19 protein-coding genes, 1 tRNA gene and 1 pseudogene are annotated in these 24,283 nt (G+C 69.7%); 12 read left to right on the top strand and 9 right to left on the bottom strand.

Annotated elements, in window-relative coordinates; translation table 11 throughout:
• Positions 1 to 122 precede the first annotated feature (122 nt).
• Positions 123 to 494: a hypothetical protein gene (locus tag OJ254_RS09945; protein WP_265362054.1), complete on the bottom strand. Its 372-nt coding sequence runs from the start codon at positions 492 to 494 to the stop codon at positions 123 to 125.
• Between the two features lie 207 nt (positions 495 to 701).
• On the opposite strand from OJ254_RS09945, the gene OJ254_RS09940 reads away from it, so the two are divergent.
• On the top strand, positions 702 to 2,024 hold the full coding sequence (locus OJ254_RS09940) for an NsdA family TPR-like regulatory protein (protein ID WP_265362053.1): 1,323 nt from the start codon (positions 702 to 704) through the stop codon (positions 2,022 to 2,024).
• A 1-nt stretch (position 2,025) separates the two neighbouring features.
• Here OJ254_RS09940 and OJ254_RS09935 read toward each other — a convergent pair whose 3' ends face one another.
• Complete coding sequence (locus OJ254_RS09935) at positions 2,026 to 2,559, bottom strand: NUDIX hydrolase (protein ID WP_265362052.1); 534 nt, start codon at positions 2,557 to 2,559, stop codon at positions 2,026 to 2,028.
• Between the two features lie 1,199 nt (positions 2,560 to 3,758).
• Between OJ254_RS09935 and OJ254_RS09930 the strand changes: the two genes are divergently transcribed.
• Positions 3,759 to 4,139 (top strand): hypothetical protein, encoded by a 381-nt coding sequence (locus OJ254_RS09930; RefSeq protein ID WP_265362051.1) that lies wholly within the window; start codon positions 3,759 to 3,761, stop codon positions 4,137 to 4,139.
• A 354-nt stretch (positions 4,140 to 4,493) separates the two neighbouring features.
• On the opposite strand, the gene OJ254_RS09925 is transcribed toward OJ254_RS09930, so the two are convergent.
• On the bottom strand, positions 4,494 to 5,003 hold the full coding sequence (locus OJ254_RS09925; RefSeq protein ID WP_265362050.1) for a phosphoribosyltransferase: 510 nt from the start codon (positions 5,001 to 5,003) through the stop codon (positions 4,494 to 4,496).
• A gap of 94 nt (positions 5,004 to 5,097) precedes the next feature.
• Positions 5,098 to 5,673, bottom strand: coding sequence for a dCTP deaminase (gene dcd, locus OJ254_RS09920; RefSeq protein WP_261956870.1), 576 nt, complete (start codon positions 5,671 to 5,673; stop codon positions 5,098 to 5,100).
• Positions 5,674 to 6,216: 543 nt separating this feature from the next.
• Here dcd and OJ254_RS09915 point away from each other — a divergent pair.
• A tRNA-Gly gene (locus OJ254_RS09915) sits at positions 6,217 to 6,290 on the top strand.
• 252 nt (positions 6,291 to 6,542) lie between these two features.
• Here the strand turns inward: OJ254_RS09915 and OJ254_RS09910 are convergent.
• From OJ254_RS09910 to OJ254_RS09900, 3 genes are all read right to left on the bottom strand, one after another.
• On the bottom strand, positions 6,543 to 8,102 hold the full coding sequence (locus tag OJ254_RS09910) for a virginiamycin B lyase family protein (protein WP_265362049.1): 1,560 nt from the start codon (positions 8,100 to 8,102) through the stop codon (positions 6,543 to 6,545).
• A gap of 1,242 nt (positions 8,103 to 9,344) precedes the next feature.
• Entirely contained in the window at positions 9,345 to 10,349 is a 1,005-nt protein-coding gene (locus OJ254_RS09905; RefSeq protein WP_265362048.1) for a C1 family peptidase, read from the bottom strand.
• A gap of 129 nt (positions 10,350 to 10,478) precedes the next feature.
• The gene (locus OJ254_RS09900) at positions 10,479 to 12,131 is read right to left on the bottom strand and encodes a sigma-70 family RNA polymerase sigma factor (protein ID WP_265362047.1); all 1,653 of its coding nucleotides are present in this window, start codon (positions 12,129 to 12,131) and stop codon (positions 10,479 to 10,481) included.
• Between the two features lie 580 nt (positions 12,132 to 12,711).
• On the opposite strand from OJ254_RS09900, the gene OJ254_RS09895 reads away from it, so the two are divergent.
• Positions 12,712 to 13,914 carry a polysaccharide deacetylase family protein gene (locus OJ254_RS09895; RefSeq protein WP_265362046.1) on the top strand — a complete coding sequence of 401 codons (1,203 nt, stop codon included), beginning with the start codon at positions 12,712 to 12,714 and terminating at the stop codon, positions 13,912 to 13,914.
• A gap of 75 nt (positions 13,915 to 13,989) precedes the next feature.
• On the opposite strand, the gene OJ254_RS09890 is transcribed toward OJ254_RS09895, so the two are convergent.
• Positions 13,990 to 14,856, bottom strand: coding sequence for an AraC family transcriptional regulator (locus tag OJ254_RS09890; protein ID WP_265362045.1), 867 nt, complete (start codon positions 14,854 to 14,856; stop codon positions 13,990 to 13,992).
• A gap of 78 nt (positions 14,857 to 14,934) precedes the next feature.
• Positions 14,935 to 15,695 (bottom strand): annotated as a pseudogene (locus tag OJ254_RS09885) (TioE family transcriptional regulator).
• Positions 15,696 to 15,796: 101 nt separating this feature from the next.
• Here OJ254_RS09885 and OJ254_RS09880 point away from each other — a divergent pair.
• The 8 genes from OJ254_RS09880 (at position 15,797) to OJ254_RS09845 (ending at position 24,199) form a co-directional block, all read left to right on the top strand.
• Complete coding sequence (locus OJ254_RS09880) at positions 15,797 to 16,978, top strand: erythromycin esterase family protein (RefSeq protein WP_265362044.1); 1,182 nt, start codon at positions 15,797 to 15,799, stop codon at positions 16,976 to 16,978.
• A gap of 244 nt (positions 16,979 to 17,222) precedes the next feature.
• Positions 17,223 to 17,567 (top strand): hypothetical protein, encoded by a 345-nt coding sequence (locus tag OJ254_RS09875; protein WP_265362043.1) that lies wholly within the window; start codon positions 17,223 to 17,225, stop codon positions 17,565 to 17,567.
• Positions 17,568 to 18,265: 698 nt separating this feature from the next.
• On the top strand, positions 18,266 to 18,976 hold the full coding sequence (locus OJ254_RS09870) for a Crp/Fnr family transcriptional regulator (protein ID WP_265362042.1): 711 nt from the start codon (positions 18,266 to 18,268) through the stop codon (positions 18,974 to 18,976).
• 176 nt (positions 18,977 to 19,152) lie between these two features.
• Entirely contained in the window at positions 19,153 to 20,073 is a 921-nt protein-coding gene (locus tag OJ254_RS09865) for a nucleotidyl cyclase domain-containing protein (protein ID WP_265362040.1), read from the top strand.
• Between the two features lie 5 nt (positions 20,074 to 20,078).
• Positions 20,079 to 21,776 carry a hypothetical protein gene (locus OJ254_RS09860; protein WP_265362039.1) on the top strand — a complete coding sequence of 566 codons (1,698 nt, stop codon included), beginning with the start codon at positions 20,079 to 20,081 and terminating at the stop codon, positions 21,774 to 21,776.
• Positions 21,710 to 22,591 carry a hypothetical protein gene (locus OJ254_RS09855; RefSeq protein ID WP_265362038.1) on the top strand — a complete coding sequence of 294 codons (882 nt, stop codon included), beginning with the start codon at positions 21,710 to 21,712 and terminating at the stop codon, positions 22,589 to 22,591. The genes OJ254_RS09860 and OJ254_RS09855 overlap by 67 nt, the downstream gene beginning before the upstream one ends.
• A complete protein-coding gene (locus tag OJ254_RS09850; RefSeq protein WP_265362037.1) occupies positions 22,584 to 23,771 on the top strand; it encodes a hypothetical protein in 1,188 nt (395 codons plus the stop codon). Before OJ254_RS09855 ends, OJ254_RS09850 begins: the two co-directional genes overlap by 8 nt.
• Positions 23,708 to 24,199, top strand: a complete 492-nt coding sequence (locus OJ254_RS09845) for a Pycsar system effector family protein (protein ID WP_481004503.1) — start codon at positions 23,708 to 23,710, stop codon at positions 24,197 to 24,199. Before OJ254_RS09850 ends, OJ254_RS09845 begins: the two co-directional genes overlap by 64 nt.
• Positions 24,200 to 24,283 lie beyond the last annotated feature (84 nt).

Raw genomic sequence — 24,283 nt, 5'->3', positions numbered from 1 at the left:
CGGAACGCTGTGAGCGTCCACCGCCCCAGCAACGATCACCACAGGCGGGGTCAGCCCCAGCACACCCAGCAGGAGCACGGCCAGGCCCTCTCGGCCCGGCGTCACTCGCGCATGGCGGCCACTCACCGCGTGCTCCGGACGCCGGCCATCGCGCTCAACGGCGCCCAACTGAAAAACAACTGCGCGCCGTGGCGGCCGAGATGATCCAGCTCCGGGTAACGCCTCTCGCAGGCCTGGGACAAGGCGTTGGGCCACCGCGTGATGACCACCCCAACCTCACCCCGCTCGGCCATCTCCCGCACCCTCATCCAGCCGGCACGCCGCTGCGGAACCGGCTCACCGTACGGATCCGAAACCTCAGCAACGATGTGCAAGCCGTTCCTGACAGCGAAGTCACGGCCCTCTTGGACAGCGCGCTTGTGCGCCACGCCAGGTGCGTCCTGACTGCGCTCCGCACAGATGTAAAGAACGGCCGGAGTGCTGGTCTCAGTCATCGCGTGCCTCCTTGGCAGGGCCGGGTGAAACCGCATGGCGTAGCGGTCGGAGGTAGTTGCAATTGGCGGCCCGGTGGACATGCGCAGCAGCATCGCGTGGACGCGTATGGCGCCCAAAGGCCCAGCTGATTACCCAACTTGGGTAACATCACCCGCCGTAGAGAATGAGCGACCTCTCGTAGCCGTCAACCGGCGGGAGCCTGCCTGATGCCGATGCCGCCCGAGCCGCGAGAGCTTCCCGCCCGGCTGCTCACTGATCCTGAGATGGTCGACGCCTGCCGCGTCCGGGACTTCAGCAGGGTGTTCCGGCTGGTAAAGAAGCACGCCGGCGTTTATCCGTCGATGATCGCCCGTCTCTGTGACCTCACCCCGAGCCGCGTGGGGGAAGTGATCGCCGGAGAGCGTCGCTTGCAGCACATGGAAGTGATCGAACGCATCGCGGACGGGTTGCACATCCCCGGGCACATGCTCGGGTTGGCTCGGCGTTCTTGGGAGACACCCGCAGCCTTCGCCGTGATCGAGCGCGAGCCGGCTCAATCAACTGCGCTGGCCGAGCAGCCCAAGCCGGTGGATCTCCCTGGATCCGACCTGGACGGCATCCTTGCCCTCACTTCGTCGACCGATCCGAGCCCCTCCACCCTGCAAGCGCTCCGGGCCTCCATCGAGGACTACTGGCGGCGCGACGACCAGCATGGCGGCGAGGCGCTGAGGCCGGCGGTGGTCGGCCAACTTCGTTACGTCGTAGACCTTTTGGGCACCAGCAGGTCACGTTCCATCAAGGACGACTTGTACGGGGTAGCCGCCGAGCTTGCCCGCCTCACCGGCTGGACGCACTTCGACGCCCGCCAGTACAACCAGGCCCGCGCCTACTTCACGCAGGCCCTGAAGCTCGCCAAGGAAGTCGACGACCGGCAGTTCATGGCCAACGTCCTTGCTTGCATGAGCTTGCAGGCGACCTACCAGGAGAAGCCCACGGACGCTCTGGCCTTCGTCCAGGCCGCGCAAGATGCAGTCCGCGGCGGCACCGGATCGACTCCGCGCGTCCAGTCGATGTTGGCCATGCGAGAGGCGTTTGCCCACGCCTCACTGGGCAGCCGGGCCGCCACCCACGCGGCGATCTCCGAAGCACACCGCCAGTTCGAACGTATCCGTCCGGACGACGCGGACCCCGCTTGGGTGGTCTACTTCGACGAGCCCAAGCTCATCGTGGACACCGGCATCGCACACGGCCAGCTCGGCGAAGCAGCAGCCGCCGAACCACTGATCGCTGACGCCGTGCGCAGGGAGCACAGCACCAACCAGCGCGGCCGAGCCTTCCACGCGATCTGGCTAGCTCGCACGCAGCTGCAACTCGGGAAGCTCGACCAGGCGTGCCACACCGCTACGGAAGCCTTGGAGCCCGCCTCCTCGGTTGCTTCCGAACGACTGGCCGGCCACCTCAGGGAGTTCTACGGAGAGCTGGCTCCGTACCGGGGCGAGCCGGTCACCACCGCCTTCGAAGCGCGGCTCAGAGAAGTGCTCCCCACCTGATTCAGCGGACCGCCTCATCCATGAGCACGTACAGCAGCCCCACGAGCGAACCGCTGCTCACGACCTCCCGGCGGTCGATCATGGCGCGCGCTTCGGCGAGCGGAACCCACTCGATGCGGTCAGACTCGTTCTTCTCAGTCGGAGGCCCGACGTAGGTCGCGCTGTCAGCCCGGAAGACATGGTGCTGAGAGTCGGTGATCCCGTTCGCCGGCTCCGCGTAAATCAGCGGCTTCATCGGCCCCGGACGCCAACCGGTCTCCTCCAGAACCTCACGGGACGCGGCCTGCTCCGGCGTCTCCCCCTCCTCTATGAGGCCCATGGGCAGCTCCCACGCCCAGGAGTCGGTGATGAAGCGATGGCGCCACATCATCAGGATCTCGCGCTGATCATTGACCACGGCAGCCACGGCCAGGTGGCGGAGCCGAACGACATGGTGCTCCCAGCGGCGCCCGTCCGGTTGCTGAACATCCACCAGGCACAGATTCACCCACTGGTTCGTGTAGATCTGCCGTTCGCCATGGGTCTTCCACTGCATGAACGCCGCCCCTCTCGCTGATGGTCCACAGCATCTCAGACAGGGCCTGCCACCTGGCCCCCGACTTCGAGCTCAAAGATGGTTGAACAGGTAACGCCTACACCGCTCGATAGCCCACACCCCAACGCGTAGTATGTCCAGTAAGTACCTTTACTCCCCATGCTCTTAGTGATGAGGAGCGCGGTTGTGATGGGACTGCTGGCGTTGTGGGCCGAGCAGTTCGAACTGGATCCCGCGATACCTCGCGCCCTACGAGGCGCCGACCAGCGCCTCGCCAACACGGCGCGGGTGATGGATCAGTTGGGGGCTGCGTGGGCGTACGGGCGGCCGCTCCCGCCAACTTCCGGGAAGTTGGCAATGTGGGCAGAGTGGCTAGACCTGCCGGGTGTTGCCGGATTCTGGGGCGTTGGGCTCTGGCTGCCTGACGGGCCACGGGATGGAAAACCTCTACCAACCATGTTCGTCGAGCCGGGTCTTGCAAGTTCGGAAGGCCAGCCGTTCTACGGCCACGAGGACTCTGAGATACGTCAACGCATGTGCTCCCTAGGTTTCCCGGATCCATTGTTCGGCGCAAACATGTGGGTCGTTGGTCGGGAGGCACCTGAGCCCCAGAGTTGCCGCCCCGGAGCCCGTGTCCAAATCTTCGAGAACTCAACGCTTGGATGCCGGGCAACACTCAGCACTGGCGAGCGAGCGGCCACCACCGCAGGACACAGCGCTCGCCAGCGTGGCGAAACCGTTCGTGTGGGTGGGCGCCGAATTGGATACGTGTCAAGCACACAATGCCCCCAAGTTCGAGCCCCGGGCTCTACTTGTGCCGACATCACGTTGGTTAAGCTCGACGATACGCACAATGAGAGACCTCACACGCAATTTCACTCGTACGCGACGGCGATGCCCGGAGACGATCTGGTTGTAAATCTCGCATCCGGCAGAGAAGACGCATGGGTTCGCGGAACTTCCGACTCGTATTGGGAAGAGCGCACATATGGCGCTTGGGGTGCGGTCATTCACCTTAACCGTCTCGTCAGCGAGAAAGGGGATTCTGGTTCTCCGGTTGAAGTTGGCCCGCATTCCGGACATCTCACCGGGCATGTCATTGCTGGCGACCCTGGCCACACATTGGTGCAGGATCTCGACTACCAACTCAAGCACTTCGGTGCCCAGCTGCGGCCCTGACAATGAAGAGTGAGGTAACCATGAGCGTCTTGACTTGGATCGTTACCCTCGCTTCGGTTGCGAGCGCTGGCATCATGTTGGGAATCGGCATCTGGCAGGAGAATGTATACATCAAGCCTGTGCGTGCAGCAGCTACAAAGGCGGTGGAGATCGGAAAAGAAGCAGTTTCACGCAACGCTGACCTACTAGCCGAAGCCGAGAAAGTCGAGAAGAGTGAAGCCCCAGAAGCACTGGAAGCTCAGTCCAAGGCCCTTGACGCAATGGGCGGCACCCTCGAAGGTGTAGCAAAGTTTGCCGAGTCCCTTAAGGACCTCGATGCCGCCACCCGCGCTTATCTAATCTCTGTGGTATTTCTCCTCGTGGCAACCCTGGGCGTTTCCGTCGGTCAATTCGCTGGGTAGTGGCACTTTTCTACGGAGACCTCAGATTGAGATGCCGAAACCTTCAAGCCAGCGCCTCACAGCCGGCGCAGGGCGCCTGCCTCCCTATGGCACCACCGGCATGCACTGGCGGCCGTGGGCAGGGGAGCAAGGGAGCAAGGGAGCAGGGGAATGTTCGGCACTCCGGTGAGGGCCAAGCCACCTCTGCCAGGTTGAGCAAACGATCAGGTTGCCGGTTTGGGATCACGCCGACCGCCCAGGACGCCAGACGCCTCACCGGCACCCGGTGAGGCGATTGGTGTCTTGCTGAACCATAAGATCGCTTAGAGCAAACTCCGCCCGCCACTGTCTGGAATTTGCCAGGTAAGACGGGTCCTACAGAGCGTCCTTCGACGGCGTGATCGGTGTGCCAGACTTACGACATGGAGGCAACACAGACCAGGGGAAGTTGATCCAGTCGTCCGTGCGCTTCCAGACGTACTCGCACTTCACCAGCGAGTGCGACTTCTCGTAGATCACCGCGCTGCGCACCTCGGCCACGGTTTCCAGGCAGAAGTCGCGCACCAGCTTCAGCGTCTTGCCGGTGTCGGCCACGTCGTCGGCGATCAGCACCTTCTTCTCCGAGAAGTCGATCGCGTTCGGGACCGGCGCCAGCATGACCGGCATCTCCAGGGTGGTCCCCACACCGGTGTAGAACTCGACGTTCACCAGGTGGATGTTCTTGCAGTCCAGCGCGTACGCCAGGCCGCCCGCGACGAACACTCCGCCCCGGGCGATCGACAGCACGATGTCCGGCTCGTACCCGTCGTCCGCGATCGTCTGCGCCAGCTCGCGGATCGCCCCGCCGAACCGCTCGTACGTCAGGTTCTCCCGCACGTCACTCACGAATCTCTCTCAGACCTTCTCTGTTTCGACCTACGACCTGGCCCTCGGCCCACGGCCCGGGCCCGGCCCACGGCGCCCCCCGCCGTGGGCGGCCTCACACCTTCGTACGGTGGAAATTCCGGAACGACCGGGACGGCGTCGGGCCGCGCTGCCCCTGGTAGCGGGAGCCGTACCGCTCGCTGCCGTAGGGGTGCTCGGCCGGCGAGGTCAGCCGGAACATGCACAGCTGCCCGATCTTCATGCCCGGCCACAGCTTGATCGGCAGCGTGGCCACGTTGCTCAGCTCCAGCGTCACGTGCCCGCTGAACCCCGGGTCGATGAACCCGGCGGTGGAGTGCGTCAGCAGCCCGAGCCGCCCCAGCGAGCTCTTGCCCTCCAGGCGCGAGGCGACGTCGTCGGGCAGGCTGATGACCTCGTACGTCGAGGCCAGCACGAACTCGCCCGGGTGCAGGATGAACGCCTCGTCGCCCTCCGGAACCACCTCACGGGTCAGGTCGGGCTGCTCGACGGCGGGGTCGATGTGCGGGTAGCGGTGGTTCTCGAACACCCGGAAGTAGCGATCGAGACGCACGTCGATACTGGACGGCTGCACCATCGACTCGTCATAGGGGTCGATGCGCACCCGGCCGGCATCGATCTCGGCCCGGATGTCCTTGTCTGAGAGAAGCACGCAGACGAGGATACGCGCCCGCACCACCCCCACCGCACGACGAGGGCCCGGCCCCACCAGGGACCGGGCCCACCGCTCTCGGACGATCGATCCACGCGCGCTCGACGCCGTGGATCACCACCGCTACGGGTTGATCACTACCGCTTCGCGTGCTCGACGGGCACCGAATGCCGCAGCCGAGCACAGCGCGGGCAGCGCAACAGCCGTCCGGGACCGAGCCGGTCGGTGGTCTGCATCGGGAACGAAGCGGTGCTGAACACGTGGCCCTCGGCACAACGTACGACGGTGCGCTCCATCAAGTCCCTCTCCCAACTGCGTGGACAACAAAAGCCACATTAGGGGATGAACTGGGCGCCACCACACGCGGCACTCCGGGCCCCCACCGTACGCCCCAACTCCCGCCCCGCACACCCGCATCCCACGCGGACCGCGCCTCCGCGCCGCCCCCTCTTCCCGCCCCATCCGGACATGCCAAATGCACCGCGGGGCGGCGATGGGGTAGAGTGTGCGACGATGTTCCGCTCTCGGAAGAGACGGAATGACGCGGGTGTAGTTTAATGGTAGAACATGAGCTTCCCAAGCTCAGAGCGCGGGTTCGATTCCCGTCACCCGCTCCACATGGGAGCCCCAGGTCGGAGACCTGGGGCTTTTTCGTTGTTCAGGTCTCTTCGGTGCGGGTGCGCGCTCCGTGTGGCCGTCTCTGGGAAAAGCCCACAGCGAGCGGGTTGTTGACGAGGCGCTCACGTCACGCCGTGCATGACCATGTGAGGTCTGGGCCCGGGTCTCTCCGGTACCGGGAGATCCTTCCGTGCGCTCCTGTGCCGGAGCGCACGGAAGGGTGGCGGAGCCGTCCCGGCACCGGCTGGGCGTCAGGGTTCGATGACCGGTGCGCTGGCGCTGGACGGGGACAGGATGGCCGTCGGGGTGACCGCGCCGGCGAAGCTGACCTCATAGCCGTTGTTGCGGAGGATGAGGGTCAGGGTGAGCGTCTCGTTCACCCGGGCGACGCCCTGGGCGTCGGTGTTGGCGATGCCCAGGACGTTGCTGCCGGCCTTGAAGAGGATCGGCTGGTTGGGCACCGGAAGGCCGGTGACCTGGTCGGTCAGCGTGGCCGTCAGGAACGGGAAGTACACGTGCGGCGGGAACAGCTTGCTCAGCGCCGGGGTCGCGGTCAGCGAGGTGGCGTGGACCGGGAGCAAGTAGGTGAAGCCGCCCACCAGAGTGGCGCTGCCACCAGGGGTGGTGACGGTGACGTCCGCGGGGCCGGCCGCGCCGGGCGGAGTGGTCGCGGTGAGCTGCGTACCGGTGGCGTTGACCGTCACGCCGGTCGCGGGGTTGCCGCCGATGTCGACGCTCGCCCCGGTCAGGTTGGTGCCGGTGATCGTCACCACCGTGCCGCCCGTGATGGGCCCCGAGTTGGGGGTGATGCTGCTGATCGTCGGGTCGAACTGGATGACGCTGACGCTGGCCCCGGCGATGTTGGTGACGTAGACCTTGTTGTTGGGCGCGACCACCAGGGCGATCGGCTGGCTGCCGACGGCGATCGGGGCGCCGATGGCGGTGTTGGTGGTGGTGTCGATCACCGACACGTTGTTCGACCCGCGGTTGGCCGTGTAGGCGTTGCCGTCCGGGCCGACCGTGATGCCCCACGGGTTGGTGCCGACCGGGATCGTGGTGGTGATCGTGTCCGTGGTCGTGTCGATCACGGACACGTTGTTCGACCCGATGTTGGCGACGTAGGCGTTGCCGTTGGGGCCGATCGCCACGAAGTTCGGCTGGTTGAAGCCGGGGATCGTGGTGATGACGGTGGCGGTGGCGGTGTTGATCACCGTCACGTTGTTGGCGTTCCGGTTGGCGACGTACGCCTTGCCGTTGGGGGCGACCGCGATCCCGACCGGGCCGCTGCCGGTGGGGATCGCGGCGCCGACAATGGTGTTGGTGGTGGTGTCGATCTCCTGCACGTTGTTCGCCCCGAAGCGGCTGACGTAGACGTTGCCGCTGGGGATGACCGCCGCCGCCGCGGGGCCGCCGCTGAGGGCGATCGTGGTGAGGACGGTGCTGGTGGCGGTGTTGATGACCGTCACGTTGTTGGAGATGTTGTTGGGGACGTAGGCGTTGCCGTTGGGCGCAACTGTCAGCCAGGCCGGCGTGGTGCCGGTGGGGATCGCGGCGCCGATGACGGTGTCCGTGGCGGTGTCGATGGTGAACACATTGTTCGACCCGGAGTTGGCGACGTAGAGGTCGCCGTTGGGGATGAACGCCAGCCCGACCGGGTTGCTTCCGACGGGGATGGACGTGACCGCCAGGAAGGTGCGCACCGGCGCCGCCGTCCGGTGCACCGCCCCCGCCTCGGCGGCCGGTTGTGCCTGGCCGGGGAGGAGAGCCGTGCACAGGAGATCCTGGCACGGCGACTGAACGTGGGTATTCATGTGGGACCCCTTTGGTGGGGGCCGCCCGGGGCCCGGCACACCCCTGCGCGGGGAAGAGCACAGGTCCGGTGATCCCTGTCCGGGGCACCACACACCACAGCCGCGGCCGCAGGCCGCAGATCACCTCAACACGGCGGGCTGCGCACCCCCGAGAAGGGATGGGCAGCCCGTTTGGTTCGGTAGCGACGTCATCCCCATCTCGCGCGACAGCGAAACCTCCCCGCCCGCGGCCCCCGCCCGCGATCCCCGCCCGCCGGTTCCCGCCCTCACGGCCTCACTGCCTCACGCCCTCACGCCTTCACGGCCTCACGCCCCCACGGCCTCACCCGCGGCAGCCAGTCGGCGCTTTAGTAGAGGCCGAGCGGGACCGCCACGTCCCCGAGGAAAGTCCGGACCATTTCCCGGCCGGGAGTGCGTCGTCAGCCGACTGCCGATTCGCCCGCCCGCGCAGCCTCCGCTTCACCGGTCGGCACCGGGCTCTTCTCGGCGATGCTCACCGGCGTCCGCATGTTCATGGTCTCGTTCCTCCTCAGGACGAAAACCATTCTTCGCGCGAGGGCGAGACGCCGGCAGGTCCGACTGTCGCCGGTCAGGCAGGACAAATGTCATGCGGGCAGGTCACCTGAGGAGGAGAGGAAGCCGCCGCGATGAGCCCGGTGCGCACCTTCCTGACCGGGCCAGCGGGGGGGGAGACGCTCTCCGTTGTCCCTCCGGGTCACGGCCGGTTCGGGGCGCTGATTATGCTGACCGCTGCGCGGTGGGTGCGAGACGGTGCGCCACTCCGGTTGCTCTTGGGAGGGGTGTGGGTATGGCCAAGCCTGTGCGTGCGGCGGTCGGCGAGGTGTGGGTCAAGTGCACCTTCTGTCAGGGCGATCTGTTCCGGGACCGTGAGGTGAAGCTCAACAGCTCCGGCATGGAGATCATGGGCTTCGGCTGGGCGAACGAGTCGGCGACCGGGCTGGTCTGCTGGAACTGCGGCTATGTGCACCTGTTCGTGAACCGGGATCTCGAGCTGTACAAAGTGAAGAAGGACAAGGGTGAGTTAGGTCCCCCTCGGCGGGCGGGTCCGGTTCTCGTCGCCCGCTCCATGGCGAAGGCCCCGGTCGGTGACCGGGGCCTTGTGTGTTGCCGGGCCTGCTTCGGTGCGTGGTGGGGGGACGCGGGCCCGTGCGTGATGTGGGGGGCGCGGGCTCAGTACGTCATGTGGGGCGCAGGCTCAGTACGTCATGTGGGGCGCGGGGCTCAGCGCTTGATGAGCTTGCCGACCGCGTTGGCCTCCCATGCCTGGTCGGTCAGGAACTTCCAGGACAGGTTGATGAACCCGTGGTCGCCCCAGCCGGAGCCCCAGGAGTTCTCCACCCGCACGCCCTTGCTGTTGTAGCCGACGATGGCCATCGCGTGGCCGCCCGCCATGGGGTCACCGGCCGTCAGGGAGTAGCGGTAGGAAGCGGCCGTCCGGGGGGTGACGGCGAAGAAGCTGTTGTGGACCGGCATCGCGACGGTGACCGGCAGACCCTTGGCGAGCGCCGCCTTCACCTCGGCCTGCAACCGGCTTCCGGTGTGCAGCGGGGTGTAGCCGGACAGCTTCCACTTCGCGGCGTTTCTCGTCTCGGCGGCGGTCGGCTGGGTGGTGTAGTCGAAGTCCCCTTGCCAGTAGTGGGACTTGGCGTCGACGCCCTGCTTCATGGCGATCCGGAAGTGATCGGCCAAAGAGGTCCCGCGCTGCTGCCCCTTGACGACCTGCGCGTAGGTGAACATGGGCGCCTGGGGGCCGCCGGAGATCTTCTGCTCGCGCTCCAGGAGGCCGTAGGCCGTGTAGTCGACTGCCCAGGCGGCGCAGGAACCGACCTGGCCCTGGTTGCCGGGGGCGGGCGCGTACTTGCTCAGGTCGACGCTATCGGGAAGGGCGGCTTGGGTCGTCGAGGGCTTCGCCCCGACCAGGGCGCCGGGCGCGAGCGCCGCCAGCCTGGGCTTGAGGGCCTTGCCGAGCGCGGTCGTCCGCCCGTTCTCCTTGGACGGCACCGCGCCGGTGGCGAAGCGTTTCGGCTTGCCGGCCCCGGCATCCGGTATCTGCGATGCCCCGGCGGTGGCCGCACGGTGGTCGGCGGTCTTCCGGGGGCCGGTCGTCTCGGTGGCGGCCGACGACACACCGACGGTGACCGCGCCGACCACCCCCGCCGAGACGAGCGCGATCACCGCACGCGACCTGCCGCCCATCGCCTTCCACCGGTGCGAACCGTGACTCATCGATGTCCTCGTTCCTTCGGAATCCTGTGCTGTCAGGGACCTGACAGTGAGGGAGATTCCTCAGGTCGCGAGGGATAACAGGAATGCGGTGCCGGAAAGAAAATTCCCTTGTCGGGGAGGGGAGTTGGGTCAGTCGGAGAAGTCCTGGGTGAGCCAGACGGTGCCGTTGGCGTCCCGGTGGACGCCGATGCCGACGTGGCGGAACGTCGAGCTCAGGATGTTCTGCCGGTGTCCGTCGTTGGGCGGCTTCTCGTCCAGCATGGACTGCGTCAGGCCGACGGCGGCGGAGGCGATCTGCTGCGGGTCCGGCCCCGCCGAGGCCTGCCCGATGTTCTCCCCGGCCGCCCCCCAGTGCACGCCCTGGGCCGTCTCCCGGTCGCCCAGCGGCGCTTCACCGGGGCACTGGTGGGACAGGCCGCATCCGCCGTCCATCGCGGTGTTGTGGGCCTGGGCGCTGCGGGTGAGACCGGTGGCGAGGGTGTAGGGCGGCAGACCGTGGTCGACCCGCGCCTTGTTGATCAGGGCGAGGACCTGCTGGGCGGGGTCGACCGTCCGGCTCGGCCGGGGCGTCGGGGTCGGCGACGGGGTCAGCGGCGGACGGGCGGGCCGTTCGTCGCGGCTCGCCGCGGGGGTCTCCCGGCGGCTCGGCGCGGCCTTGGGACGCGCGGGAGGCGTGCTGGTGGAACGACGGACCGAGGGTTCCGGGCTGGGCGAGCTCGGCGACGTCGTGGCGGGCACGCTGCGGGGCAGGGCCGCCGCGCTCGTGGTGTCGTGGCCGCCGCCGGAGGGGACGAGGGTGAGGGTCAGGGCGGCCGCGGCAGCGGTGGCGGTCACCGCGGCGCCGCCGGCCATCGCGCTCGCGCCCCGGGGGCGGGCCTGCAGCATCCGGCGGACGCCCCTGCCGCCCGCCTTGGGCGCGCGATGCGCTCCCCGCCGTACTGCCGCCTTGGCCACCTGCCCGCCGCCGGTGCCGGGAATGTCCTGTTGGGAGGCGACGGAGGCGATGTTGACGACGGACGCGCCGTGGCTGCCGGACACCAGCCAGAGCAGACCGGCCGCCGGCGGCACCAGACCCAGACCGACGAGCAGCCCTTCCGCCGGGACCAGCCCGATCCAGTACCCCGAACACGCCGCGCAGCCGCGCGCGTGCCGGGCTATTCGCTTGCGCCACAGTGCGGAGGGGACGCCGTCCCAGTGGGCCACCATCGCCAGCAGTTCCCCGCAGCGCGGCTCCGCCGACAGCGCACGCACGACGACCCTGGCCGTCTCCAGCTGGACCTTCATCCGCTGCACCCGTACCGCGGTGTGCTGCTGGGTCAGCTCCAGGGCGGCGGCGACCTCTTCACGGGTGAGCTCGCCCGCGGCCTCCAGCCACCACAGCGACAGCAGTGCCCGGTCGTTCTCGTCCAGCCACCGGGTCGCCTCGGCGACCTCCCTGCGCTGTCCGGCGAGGCCCAGGCGGAGGATGGTCAGATCGACGAAGTCGGTGGCGGGGTCGGCGACGTCCGCGACGTCGTCCACCCTGGTGTCGGTCGGTGACGCCTGCCTGCGGTGCCAGTGCCGGCGTATCTCGTTCATCGTCACGGCCACCAGCCAGGAGCGGAACCGGTCGGGATCGCGCAGCCCGTCGAGCCCCTGCAGCATGCGGAGCATGACCTCCTGCACCACATCGTCGACGTCGGCGTGGCCGCGGAGTGCGCGGCCCACGATGTTGTAGACCAGCGGCAGAAAGCCGGTCACCAGCTCGTCCTGCGCCTGCTGATCCCCAGCACGCGCGGCCACCACAGTCGCTGCTCCAGGATGTGGGTTCACGTTCCGGCTTCCTTCCTCGCTGTGCAATCGGTCGTGCGATCGGTCGTGCCATCGGCCCGGCGATCGGTCGTGCCATGCCTGGGGATCCTCCCGCCCTGGCCGGATAACAGAAAACCTCGGGGTACTTCCCGAGGCCGGCATCGGGCCTTCGCTCAGGACCGCGACGGGAGCGGGGCACGGCACCGGAGGCGGGTACCGCGGGCGGGACCGACGGCCTCGCCGGCCGCACGGCAGCGCTTGTTAGTGGGGCGTTACCGGTGCGCTACCGGTGCGCTAGCGCTCGCCGCGAGAGTCGTACGCGTCCAAAGGGCGTTGGTCGGGCCTCACGTTCCGCCTCACGTTCCGCCTCACGTTCCGCCTCACGTTCCGCCTCACGTTCTGCCTCACGTTCTGCCCCTCGTTCTGCCCCTCTTTCTGCCTCTCGTGCTCTTCTCGGCCGCCTTCTCGGGGCGCGGTGGAACCTCGGTATCCGCTGTCCCCTCTCTTTGGGTGTCCCACTTCGCTGGGCGCGCCACCTACCAGAACTTCGAACCAATGCGATGGGATCGTCATGCGTGAATTCAGCCGCCGCCGAATATTCGGGCTCGGCGCGGGAGCGGCGGCCGCGCTGTCCGTCGCCGGCTGCTCCACCGCCGGGTCGTCGGCCTCGGGCACGGTCGGAAGCAATTCCGGGAGGGGATCGCAGGGCAAGCCGATAGGCGACGGCTCGACCGCGTACACCGGGCAGCAGCCCATGCAACCGCCCAGGCCGGAGCGGCTGCGGCCGGGGCAGAAGCCGCCGCAGTTCGTGGTCTTCTCGTGGGACGGTGCGGGCGAGGTGGGCAATGGTCTCTTTCCGCGGTTCCGCAAACTCGCCCGCGACCACAATGCCTCGATGACCTTCTTCCTTTCCGGGCTCTATCTGCTGCCCGAGTCGAAGAAGCGTATGTACCGCCCGCCGAACAACCCCGTCGGCGCCTCCGCCATCGGCTACCTCAAGGACGACCACATCAGGGAGACCCTGAAGAATGTGCGGGCGGCCTGGCTGGAGGGCCATGAGATAGGCACGCACTTCAACGGCCATTTCTGCGGTGAGAGCCACGGCTCGGTGAAGCATTGGACGCCCGCCCAGTGGGACGACGAAATCGAGCAGGCCGTGTCGTTCGTCACCAAGTGGCGGACGAACACCGGCTTCACCGACCTCGAAGCGCTGCCCTTCGACTACGGCAAGGAGCTGGTCGGCGGCCGCACGCCGTGTCTGCTCGGCCAGGACAACCTGCTGCCCACGGCGAGGAAGCGGGGCTGGCGGTACGACGCGAGCTCGCCCGGCGGCCTGCAGGTCTGGCCGGTCAAGAGGCAGGGCCTGTGGGACTTCCCGCTCCAGCAGATGCCCTTCCCCGGCCACTCCTTCGAGGTCCTCTCGATGGACTACAACATCATGGCCAACCAGTCGAAGAACTCCACCAAGGCCCCGCCGGCCAACTACCCGGGCTGGCGCAAGCAGGCCGCCGGGGCGTACATCGCCGGTTTCCAGCGGGCCTACGAGACCAACCGGGCGCCCTTCTTCATCGGCAACCACTTCGAGCAGTGGAACGGCGGCATCTACATGGACGCCGTCGAGGAAGCGCTCAAGCACATCGCCGACGAGAAGCACAAGGACGTCCGGCTGGTCTCCTTCCGCCAGCTCTGCGACTGGCTCGACGCCCAGGACCCCAAGGTCCTCGCCGACCTGCGCCGGCTCGGCGTCGGGCAGCCGTTCACCGGACGCGGCTGACGGCAGCGGGAAGGCCGCGCACGAGCCCGCCCGCGCGGCGGCATCCCGGGACGGGACGCCGCCGCGCCGCTGTGCTCAGGCTCCGGTCCGCTCCACCGGGATCCACAGTTCCGAGTCCGCCCGCGTCGCGTCCTGCGACAGACGGGCGCGCAGGATCTCGGGTCCCTGCCTGCTCTGGTACGGGTTGGACGGGAACCACTGCGTGAACACGTCCCGCCACAGGAGCTGGAGTGCCTGCGGGAACGGTCCGGAGTTCTCGAAGACGGCCCAGGTCCCCGCGGGGACGGTGAGCGCGTCCAGGTCCTCCGGCACGTCCGCCCCGGTCACCACGCCGTGGTAGTAGTCGAGTTCGGTGCCCTCGGCCCGGCTCGGGTCGAGGTCGTCGCTGACCGAGACGATCCCCTCCGGCTGCTGGTCCGACAGCGCGTTGATGCGCCCCACGGTCTCCTTGTCGATGCCCCGGATGAACTCCGCGATCGCCGGGTTCACCCCGACATGGACCAGCGGGACGCGGGCCTTCTTGCCGACGACACGGAACTCCCCCTTCTCCACCACGCGATAGCGCATGCTGCTACTCCCTTCGACGATGAGGCGAAAGGACATCCGGGGCTGGGAGCGCAGCGCCGCGCCGGTCCGCCGGGCCTCGCCCGGTCCGATGCCGTGCACGGTACGGAACGCCCGCGCGAACGCCTCCCCCGAGCCGTAGCCGTAGCGCACCGCGATCTCCAGCAGCGTCCGCTCCCCCGCGAGCACGTCGGCCCCCGCGACGGTGAGCCGTCTGCGCCGGACGTACTCCGACAGCGAGACCCCCGCCAGCGCGGAGAACAGCCGGCGGAAGTGGTACTCCGACGTCACCGCGATCCGCGCCAGCTCGGCCACCTCGATCCGCTGGTCGAGATGCGACTCGATGTGTTCCAGCGCCTCGTTCAACCGCTCCAGCACTCCGGTCCCCTTCCCTTGACGCGCCTCACGCCAGGAACACCGCAGCATGCCGCACCCGACATCCTGTGCCCGGTCCGATCAGGTGGGACGGGGGTGTGGTGGTCGACCCTGCGTCCGCGTCGACGGCTGTGCCGCAGGGGTGTTGAGCAGGGCCAGATAGTGGCTGAGGTGGGTGGATGCGTGGAGCATGGCGAGGCCCTGGGCGGTGAGCTTGTAGTGCCAGTCGTCCAGGGCGGCGGACAGGGTCGCGGTGTCGCCGGCCGTGCGGATCTGCTGGACCACGGCGGAGATGTGGTCCAGCAGGTAGCCGCCGCGCCTGAGGAGGTGGGCGAACTCGGCGTCGCGGATGTCGCTCGGGCGGTAGATGCGGTGTCCGGTGCGCGGGTCGCGGGCGGGGTGAGGATGCCGGCGTCCTCCCAGTTGCGCACGGTTGCCGGGGTGACGCCGAGTTGGTGGGCGAGTTCGCCGACGGTGCGGGCGGCGGGGGCCGCCGAGGATTCCGTGGTGGCGTCCCACTCCGCCGTCAGGTGATCCACCGCTCTGCGCACCGCGTCGAGGGTCTCGCGGTCGCGGAGCAACTGGCTGTGGCCGCGGTCGATGAGCACCAGGGCGTCATCGACGGCGTCGCGGTGGAGCGCGTTCATGATCTGGCCGCCGGCCGCGTGCCCGTAGCCCGGGATGAGGGCGAGGAAGGCGCGGAGCGCCGCCGCGTGCACCTCGGTGTAGATGCGGTAACCGCTCCCTGTGCGCTCCGCGGGCGGGAGGAAACCGTCCCGTTCGTAGTTGCGGACCGCCTGGGTCGAGATGCCGTGCTCGCGCGCGAGGTCGGAGGGGCGCATGGTTACCACCTGTTTGAGACTTTGGGCGGAGCCAGTCGTGCAGTACTTGGGCAGGAATGAGAAAAGTATCAACCGCCCTTTCAAGGATACGATTGAGGCTCATGAGTCAGGACATGCAAGACTTCGTGAGTACGTCATGTGAGCTGCTGGCGCTCGGTGAGCCGACGCACCTGGAGCCCGCCTTCGGGCGGCTGCGGAACGAGCTGCTCGTCCAGCTGGCCGACCGTGGCTTCCGGTCGATCGCGCTGGAGATCGACCGGGTGCCGGCGCTGCGGGTGAACGACTTCGTCCAGGGGGGACCCGGAACGCTCGACGAAGTGATGAGCGAGGGCTTCTCGACCGGCTTCGGGGAGGTGCTCGCCAACAGGCAGCTCGTTGCCTGGATGCGCGAGCACAACGAAGGCCGGCCGGCGGAGGAGCGCCTGGCCTTCCACGGCATCGACGCCGAGATGGAGAACTTCAGCGCACCCAGCCCGCGGCGCTACCTCGAATACGCCCGCGACTATCTGAAGCCCGACCTCGATGTCGATCTCGCGGGCCTCGCCGGGGAGGACGAGCGGTGGAGCCGCACGGAGGCGATCCTGGACCCGGCGATGTCGATCGGTGACACGGCCGAGGCCGAGAAGCTCCGGACGCTCGCGGACGACATGCTCACCGAGCTCCATGCGCGCGCCCCGGAGCTGATCGCGACGACGTCACGTGCCGAGTGGTTCCGGGCCAGGACACACCTCACGGCCGGGCTGGGCCTGTTGCGCTACCACAAGCAGTCGGCACAGCGCATCGACGAGAGCGCCCGGATCTGCGGGCTGCTGGCCACCCGGGACGCGCTGATGGCCCAGAACCTCCTCGACGTGCGCGACATCGAGGCCCGGCGGGGGCCGACGCTGGTCTTCGCCCACAACCTCCACCTGCAGAAGAACCGGAGCACCATGCCGATGGCGGGCAGGGACCTCGACTGGTTCTCCGCCGGCGCCATCGTGGGGTGTCTGCTGGACGAGCGGTACACCGTCGTCCTCGGCACCTTGGGCAGCAGCGACGTCCTCGGGCTGGGGGAGCCGGCGGCGGATACCTGGGAGGCGATCCTGCAGGACCGCATCACCGGCTGGGGGCTGACCGCGGCCCGTACGGTCACCGCGGCCGCCACGGCAACTCCCGTCCGTACACGGACCGATACCACCCCGCAGCAGGGCTACTTCCCGCTCGACCGGGCGACCCTCGACGCGGCGGACGCGCTCCTGCACGTCAGCGACGGCCCGACCGCCGTGCGGCCGTTCCGCCCGTAGGACCGGCGGGGGCGGCGGGGCGCCGGGTGTGACGAGGGGGATCCGGCGCCCGCTTCCCCCGAGCGCGAAAAATAGCGGGAAAAATAGCGGGAAATATACCGGTCGCATTCAGGACACGGCAGGAAAAGAGAGTTCGAAGCACCCGGGCAGGGATCTCGAAACCGATATGCAATCGCAGGTTCAAGAGGGGTTTCGGGTACTCGGGCGAGGCAAGTAAGGGGGCATGAACAGCCCTCATGACCCCATGCCGGTAAACGACAATTACGGCCCCTACAGCACTCATCCCGACATCCACCGGCGCGGCCGGGACGGCTCCGGGGCACACCGGACGGCCCTGGTCATCCACACGATCGCGGACATCGCCGCAGGCATTCTGGGCCTGTGGATCCTGCTGTACCTGCTGGAGGCCAACCGGGGAAATGTCTTCGTCGGCTCTGTGCACGGCCTGGCCGGCTGGCTCGCCGGCTGGTCCCAGGACATCTTCACCATGGACACCGAAGGCCTGCGGGTATTCCTCAATTTCGGTCTGCCCGCAGTGATTTACCTCCTGGTCGGCCATGGGATCGCCGCACGGATACGCCGCCTCTGACCCGAATTCCCGCTGCCGGGGGACCGTTACGGCCGGCAGGCAGATCCGCCGGCGCCGTCGCGAGCCGGCGGATCGACCGCTCGGCCCCGGTGCGCGGACGACCTCACCCGGCCGCCGCTTCCCCTCTCGACGTCCACAACGTGCCGGTCCGCGGATCCGCCACAGTGCCGGTCCACCGATCCACCACGAGCCCGAGGGCGCCCGGTTGCGTACGACCGCGCGCGGGAGTGAATCCCGGCGGCCCCCTGTACGCCGTGTGCGCTACGTCACATACTCGCCATGTGTGGGGGAACCCTAGCGGGTGGAGAGCGGACAGGGCGGTGAAGTGCGGAAACCCGGGCTTTTTCGATCTTGGGCGTGGTGGCACCGAGGAAGGAGTGACTCCTCTTGTGTGGAATGGAATTACCGATCCGTTGGCGGAAACCTGAGTTTTGGCCAATTCGGAGTGGCGGGGGTCGCTCACACGGGTGGGGGTCTGACCTCCGGGTCGTTGGCTGAGGGACGGGGGTTGATGGCTGGATGGTGAGGGGTATCGGCCGCGCGGGCGGCTCGGGGTGGGGCCGTTTACCTGGGGGTTCGGGGGGTACTGCCGAGTATTCGAGGTGTGGCGTAATTCACTCGACCCAAAGGGTCACTCTGCGACCATCAACGCCTACGAAAAACCGGCCATACGGACTGCTGCCGTGGGGGGAGTGGCCATGGGGCTGCTCGGCGACGAGCTGGCTTTTGCGCGGGCTCTGACAGCCCAGGAGAACGAGAGCGTGATGGCTCTCGGGAGCCGGAAGCGTTATCCGGCCGATGCCCACCTTCTGACGGAGGGCGACCGGTCCAGTCACGTCATGATCATTCTGCGCGGATGGGTGACCGTTTCCGTGGCCACGGACCGGGGTGCCACCCGGCTGATACTCGGCCTGCGCGGCCCGGGTGAACTCCTCGGGGAAATGGCCGCGTTGGACAGTCATCCCCGCAGCGCCACCGTGCGCGCCCTGGGGCCGATCGAGGCCCAGGTCATCTCCGGCGACGCGTTCCGTCGCTTCCTCGCCCTGCACCCGCGGGTCAGCGGACTGGTGATCCGCCAGCTCACCTTCCGGCTCCGCAGCGCCGACCAGGAGCGGTCCGCGCTCGCCTCGCTCACCGTGTTGCAGCGACTGGCCGCCCGGCTCAGCGAGTTGTCCCGGGTCGAGCCCGCCGGCCCCTACGCCCCGCCGGTACCCGGCCGTTCCAGACCCGGGACCGTCGTCCACCTGGCCCAGGACGAACTGGCGGCCACCGTGGGGGCCACCCGCGAAGCCGTCGCCAAGGCCCTGCGGCTGCTGCGTACGCAGCAGGTCGTGCGTACCGGCAACCGGATGGTGGAGATCCTCGACCCCGCGCTGCTCGGCCTCCTCGCCGAGGGCCATCAGGAATGAGAACGGCAGGAATGCGCACCGCCGGAACGCGTGCGGCGGGAACGCGCGCGGCAGGGGCGCGGACCTGACGCAGAGCGCACGCCCGGCGTGTGTAAACGGCTACAGACGGCCCCGGTCCCGGGCCGGAAGCTGATGGGGACGGCAATCGAACGGAACGGCAGGACAGGGGGCTCGGGGTGGACGACGACGCGAGGGATGTCGCGGAGGCTCACTACGAGTTGGTGATCAGCGTCGACGCCCGGCGGTCCGGGGAATGGGACGACGTGGACAGGCCACGGATGCGCGACCGGATCTACCGGGTCCTGGAAACGGCGTTCAGCCACGCCAAGGTGGCGCCGGACGCGGTCCACATGGAGGACCGCGGCGACGGCGTACTGCTGTCGGTGGCCGGCCGGATCGCGGTGACCCGGCTGCTCGGCCTGTGGACGGTCGAGGTGCGGGAGAAGCTGCGGGACGAGAACCGCGGCCTGCGGGTCCCCCTCGGGCTGCGGGTGGGCATGCACGTCGGCCCGGTGGTGCACGACCGCCGGGGGATCAGCGGACACGCGGTCGACCTCGCCTGCCGGCTGGCCGACTCCCCCGTCGGGCGGCAGCTGCTGGACGCCGAGCGGGCGGATCTCGTGCTGGTGGTGTCCGCGTCGCTGTACGAGGACGTGGTCCGCCACGGCGGCAAGTTCATCGAGCCGACGCGCTACTCCCGGGCCCGGCTGGCGCTCAAGGAGGGCGCGGTCACCGCCTGGTTCCACCTTCCCGGACGGGACGCACCGGCGATACCGGACTGCCTCGATCCGGGCGAGGGGCGGACGCGCGCGGTGCGGGGCGCCGGGGACGCGGGGGGCGGGGCCGGGGCCGGGGCCGTGCACCACCGCGACGGCGAGGACGAACAGGACCACGAGGACGGCGGCGAGGACGGCGACCGCGACGGGGGCGGCGGATCGGGTGGGTCCGGTGGGTCCGGCGGGTCCGGCGGGTCCGGCGGGTCCGGCGGTGACCGGTACGTCGTCCGGGGCGACATGTCCCGGCACGAGAACAACGTCTACCACCAGGGCGTGCACATCGGGCGGGTCACCGGCGACACCGAGCGGCGGAAGGGCTGAGGCACATGGCCGAGGAAGAGCAGGCGGGGGGACCGGCCGAGCCCGAGGCCCCGAAGGCGGCCGGCGGGCCGTCCCCGGAGGACGGGCACAAGGCCCGCGGCAAGGACGGTGACGACCGGGCGCGCGGGGCGGACGACAAGGGGGACGGCGGGGACGCCACCGACGACGAGGCCGCGGAGCGGGAACGCGAACGGGAGCGCGCCGCGGGGCGGTTCAAGGAGCACACCGGCAATCCGCTCGCCGGGGAGGAGAGCGAGGACGGGCCGACCGACCTCGCCGCCGCGTCGCGGGCCCGCCGCGCCACCCGGATGCTGTTCGACACCGGGCGGGACCTGAACAGCTTCGACCGTTCGTACATCCAGAGCGCCCACATCGGGGACATCCACCTGCGGATGGACGCCCGGCAGGCCGCGGCGGGGGTACGCAGCGGGCCGGTGCCGGACGAGGAGCTGCGCCGGCTCCGGCGGGTGCACGTCGAACCGGAGGGGTACTTACGGCTGCGCAACGCGCTGCGGGCCCGCCGGCTGCTGGTGCTCGGCGCGGCGCCCGGCACCGGGCGCACCAGCACCGCACTGGCCCTCCTGGACGAGGTCACCGCCCTCGCGGAGGACGGCCCGGGCGAGGAAGCCGGGTCCGGGCCGCGGGTGCTGCGGGTGGACGTCGAGACGGACGGCGGCGTGCCGAAGCTCGCCGGTTCGCTGGAGGAGCGGCACGGCACCGGCTATCTGCTGGAGCTGTCGCTCGGCAAGCCCGGTGCGCTGCCGCCGGACGCGATGGACCTGGACGGGCTGGCCGCGGCGCTGGACGAGCGGGAGTCGTTCGCGGTGATCGTCGTGACGGTCGGGTCGGCGGCGAATCCGTTGCTGGCCGGGCGGTACGGACTGCTCTGCCCGCCCGTGCCCACGCAGGAGCTGCGCACCGCCCGGCTGCGGGAGCGGCTGGCGGAACACGTCGCGGCGGCCGGGGACGACGGCCCGGACGGCGGCACGCGGGTGGCCGAACTCCTCGCCCGTGCCGAGGAGTTGGCCGAGCAGACGGAGATCAGGGACGCGGTCGGGCTGAACGACCTGCGCCCCGCCGAGGCCGAACTGCTCGCCTCGCTGCTGGCCGGGCACCTGCTGGACGACGTCTCCTACGAGGAGCTGCTGACCGGCTGCCGGAGTCTCGCGACGGGCCAGGCCCACGAGTGGTTCGCCGGGGTGGACCGGGCGCTGGCCGCGCCGCCGCCGGCCGCGGACGGGAGCGCGGTGCGGCGGCCGGGGACGGCGGCGCTGTTCCACCCGGTGGCGTTCCGGATCGCGCTGGCGGTCCTGGGCGGCGCCCCGCACAGCGCGGTGGCCGCCGCCGCACACCTGCTGACCTGGGAACTGTCGGTCCAGAGCGATCCGGACCACACCCCGGCCCGGCCGCTGTTCTGTGACGACCCGGAGTCCGACCTGGCGCTGTCCCGGGCCGAACTGACCGACGGCACGGTCGAGGTGGCCGGCACCGAGGTGCCCGCCCAGCTGATCTGGTACCGGGGGCGGCGCTGCCCGGCGCGGTGCTCAGCGAGGTCTGGGACCGGCACTTCCCGGTCCGCGGCCCGGTGGTGCGCTGGCTGCGCCTGCTGGCCGACGACCCCCGTCCCCAGGTGTGGATGCGCGCCGCGGTGGCCGCCGGGGAGCTGTGCGTACGGGACTTCGACCACGGTTACGCGGAGCTGATCCGGCCGCTCGCCGAGGCGGGCACGCCGCTCCGGCGGATCTTCGCGGCCACCACGATGGACCAGGCGGCCGGGCACGCCTCGCACCGCAAGGCGGTGCGGCGGCTGGTCGACGACTGGAGCCGGTACGGGACGAAGTCGCTGCGCTGGACCGCGGCGATGGCGCTGGGCTACGGGAACGCCGCGGCCACCACGGACGACGCCCTCGACGCCCTGGCCCGGATCGGGGTGCGGGACGACGGGGAGCAGCTGGCGGTCGCCTCGTTCAACGTCGTACGGCTGCTGGCGCTGCCGGACGGGGCGACGGTGCTGCGGCGGATGGCGGAGTGGACGCACCACAAGCGCGAGCCGTACCAGGACCTCGGTCTGGTGACCACGGTCCGGCTCGCGGTGACCAAGGTGGACGAGGTGCTGGACTCCGAGCCCGACTCCGGGCTCGGGGACCGCGGGGACTGGCCGCTGCCGCTCGCCCTCGCCGTCGCGCACCCCGAACTCGTCGCCCCCATGGCCGACTTGATGTGGACCGCGCTGAACACCGCGCGGTCGCAGGAAGTGGCGATGGGCGCGCTGGAGGCCCTGCTGCGCACGGCCGTGCGCAAGGACGGCACGGAGTGGACCCAGCCAGGGCTGGCGGCGCTGCTGCCCGCGCTGGCGACCGAGGAGCACGACCGGCGGCGGCTGGACTGGCTGCTGCGCCGAATGATGAAGGATCCGGACAATCCGCTCCCCGACGCGCAGGCGCGCTCCCTGTGGTGGCTCGCCGTCCCGCCGCGGGACCGGACGGGCGAGAGGTACCAGGAGGAAACGCATGGCTGACGACCAGGGCGTGGCGGGGGGCGGGGCGGACGGCCCGGGGCCGGCGGGTCCGTTCCTGCGGGAGTACGCGCCGACGGGCCCGTTCCGGCACACGAGCGCGCGGACCGCGTCGGTGCTGTTCTACCGGAACGGCGGCTACAGCGTGGCGACCGTCTCCGGCGTCCAGCACCACGACAAGCGGGCGCTGGCCCGGCCGCACACCATCTGCGAGATCGCGCTCGGCACGTTCGTCACGACGCTCCAGCTGGAGCTGCCGGCCGCCGGGGGCACCACGTTCTTCAAGGCCGAGGTGGAGATCCACTGGACGGTGAGCGATCCCCATCTGGCCGCCACCGAGGTGGTGACCGACGTCGCGCAGCGGCTCACCGCGCCGACGCTGGAGCGGCTGCGGGAGGTCTCCGCGGAGTTCCCGGTCAACCAGGCCGAGCAGGCCGACCGCGCCATCACCCGGCAGTGCGCCGGCGGGCGCTGGGACGACCTGGGCGCCGATCTCGGGCTGCGGGTGCGGCTGTACGTACGGCTGCGGGTGGACGACCGGACGATCCATCACATGGACGACATCCGGGACGCGCACGCCTCGGCGGAGCTGACCCGGGTCCACCAGAACAAGTTCCGGGCCATGCTCCAGGGCGGGGAGCTGGACCAGCTCAGCTACATGCTGGCGGCCGAGCCCGAGGCGGCCAAGGCCTTCCTGGAGAAGATCCGCCAGGAGGGCCGGGCCGACGAGAAGGAGCGCGTCGAACGGCTCTTCGCCATGGTCGACAGCGGCCAGATCCACTCCACCGATGTGGAGACCCAGGCGCTGGAGCTGCTCAACCGGGGCCGCCACAGCGTCCAGGGCCCATCGGCTCGCTGCCCGCCCGCCGGGACACCCCGCAGCTGGGCCCCGGCACGTCCGAGCCGTTCACCCCGGACTGGGTCGCGGACGACCCGCCGTCCGGGCCGGGCGCCCGTCGTACCTGGACAAGGACGACCCGGCGGACGGCGGTCCGGTGGACGCCGAGCCCGAGCCGCCGCGCCGCCGCCGGCGCAGCCGCGACGACGGATGGTCCTGGGCGGAGGAGGACTGATGACGGCCGACGGCGGTACGAGGAACTCCCCGACCCGGTCGTGCCGGTGCCGGACGGGGGTCGGCACGGCCACGACCGGGCGGGGGAACGCATCGCCGAACGGCTGCTGAACACGGTCCGGGAGGACCTCGGACGGGCCGACTCCAAGGCGGCCGTGCTGCTCTCCGGGGCGCTGGCGCTGCCCGCGTTCCTGATCGGGTGGCACGGCGCGCCCGACTGGCGCGGTCCGGCCGACCTCACGCTGGTCGCCGCCGGGGTGCTCTGGGCGGCCGCGGTGGCCGCGCTGGTCCGGGCGCTGATGCCGCGTACCGGCACGCTCCGCACGCAGGACGGGGTGACGTTCTTCGGCGATCTGCTGGCCCCCACGACCTGCCCCGGCTGGCCGCGGAGGTCGCCGCGGCCGGGCGGGACCCGGCCGGGTGGCTGCTCATCCAGGCCGTGGACGTCAGCTCGATCCTGTCCGCCAAATACCGGGCCATCCGCTGGGCGGTGGGCGCGCTGGCCCCGTCGGCGGCGCTGGCCCTGGCCTGGAGCCTGACCGCGCGCTGACCGGCGGCCGGCCCGGCGCCGCCTGCCCGGCGGCGCACCACCACGCACACGACGCAGAAACGAAATAAGGGGA

Source organism: Streptomyces endophytica (genome assembly GCF_026153355.1).
Lineage (GTDB): Bacteria > Actinomycetota > Actinomycetes > Streptomycetales > Streptomycetaceae > Streptomyces > Streptomyces endophytica.
Note: the sequence above shows the minus strand (reverse complement) of the source record. Positions and strands in the feature narration are given on the sequence as shown.

Excerpts from the sequence above, each read along its gene's own strand:
- OJ254_RS09945 (WP_265362054.1), bottom strand. The coding sequence starts at position 494 with ATGACTGAGACCAGCACTCCGGCCGTTCTTTACATCTGTGCGGAGCGC.
- OJ254_RS09940 (WP_265362053.1), top strand. The coding sequence starts at position 702 with ATGCCGATGCCGCCCGAGCCGCGAGAGCTTCCCGCCCGGCTGCTCACT.
- OJ254_RS09935 (WP_265362052.1), bottom strand. The coding sequence starts at position 2,559 with ATGCAGTGGAAGACCCATGGCGAACGGCAGATCTACACGAACCAGTGG.
- OJ254_RS09930 (WP_265362051.1), top strand. The coding sequence starts at position 3,759 with ATGAGCGTCTTGACTTGGATCGTTACCCTCGCTTCGGTTGCGAGCGCT.
- OJ254_RS09910 (WP_265362049.1), bottom strand. The coding sequence starts at position 8,102 with ATGAATACCCACGTTCAGTCGCCGTGCCAGGATCTCCTGTGCACGGCT.
- OJ254_RS09905 (WP_265362048.1), bottom strand. The coding sequence starts at position 10,349 with ATGAGTCACGGTTCGCACCGGTGGAAGGCGATGGGCGGCAGGTCGCGT.
- OJ254_RS09895 (WP_265362046.1), top strand. The coding sequence starts at position 12,712 with ATGCGTGAATTCAGCCGCCGCCGAATATTCGGGCTCGGCGCGGGAGCG.
- OJ254_RS09880 (WP_265362044.1), top strand. The coding sequence starts at position 15,797 with ATGAGTCAGGACATGCAAGACTTCGTGAGTACGTCATGTGAGCTGCTG.
- OJ254_RS09875 (WP_265362043.1), top strand. The coding sequence starts at position 17,223 with ATGCCGGTAAACGACAATTACGGCCCCTACAGCACTCATCCCGACATC.
- OJ254_RS09870 (WP_265362042.1), top strand. The coding sequence starts at position 18,266 with ATGGGGCTGCTCGGCGACGAGCTGGCTTTTGCGCGGGCTCTGACAGCC.
- OJ254_RS09860 (WP_265362039.1), top strand. The coding sequence starts at position 20,079 with ATGGCCGAGGAAGAGCAGGCGGGGGGACCGGCCGAGCCCGAGGCCCCG.
- OJ254_RS09855 (WP_265362038.1), top strand. The coding sequence starts at position 21,710 with ATGCGCGCCGCGGTGGCCGCCGGGGAGCTGTGCGTACGGGACTTCGAC.
- OJ254_RS09850 (WP_265362037.1), top strand. The coding sequence starts at position 22,584 with ATGGCTGACGACCAGGGCGTGGCGGGGGGCGGGGCGGACGGCCCGGGG.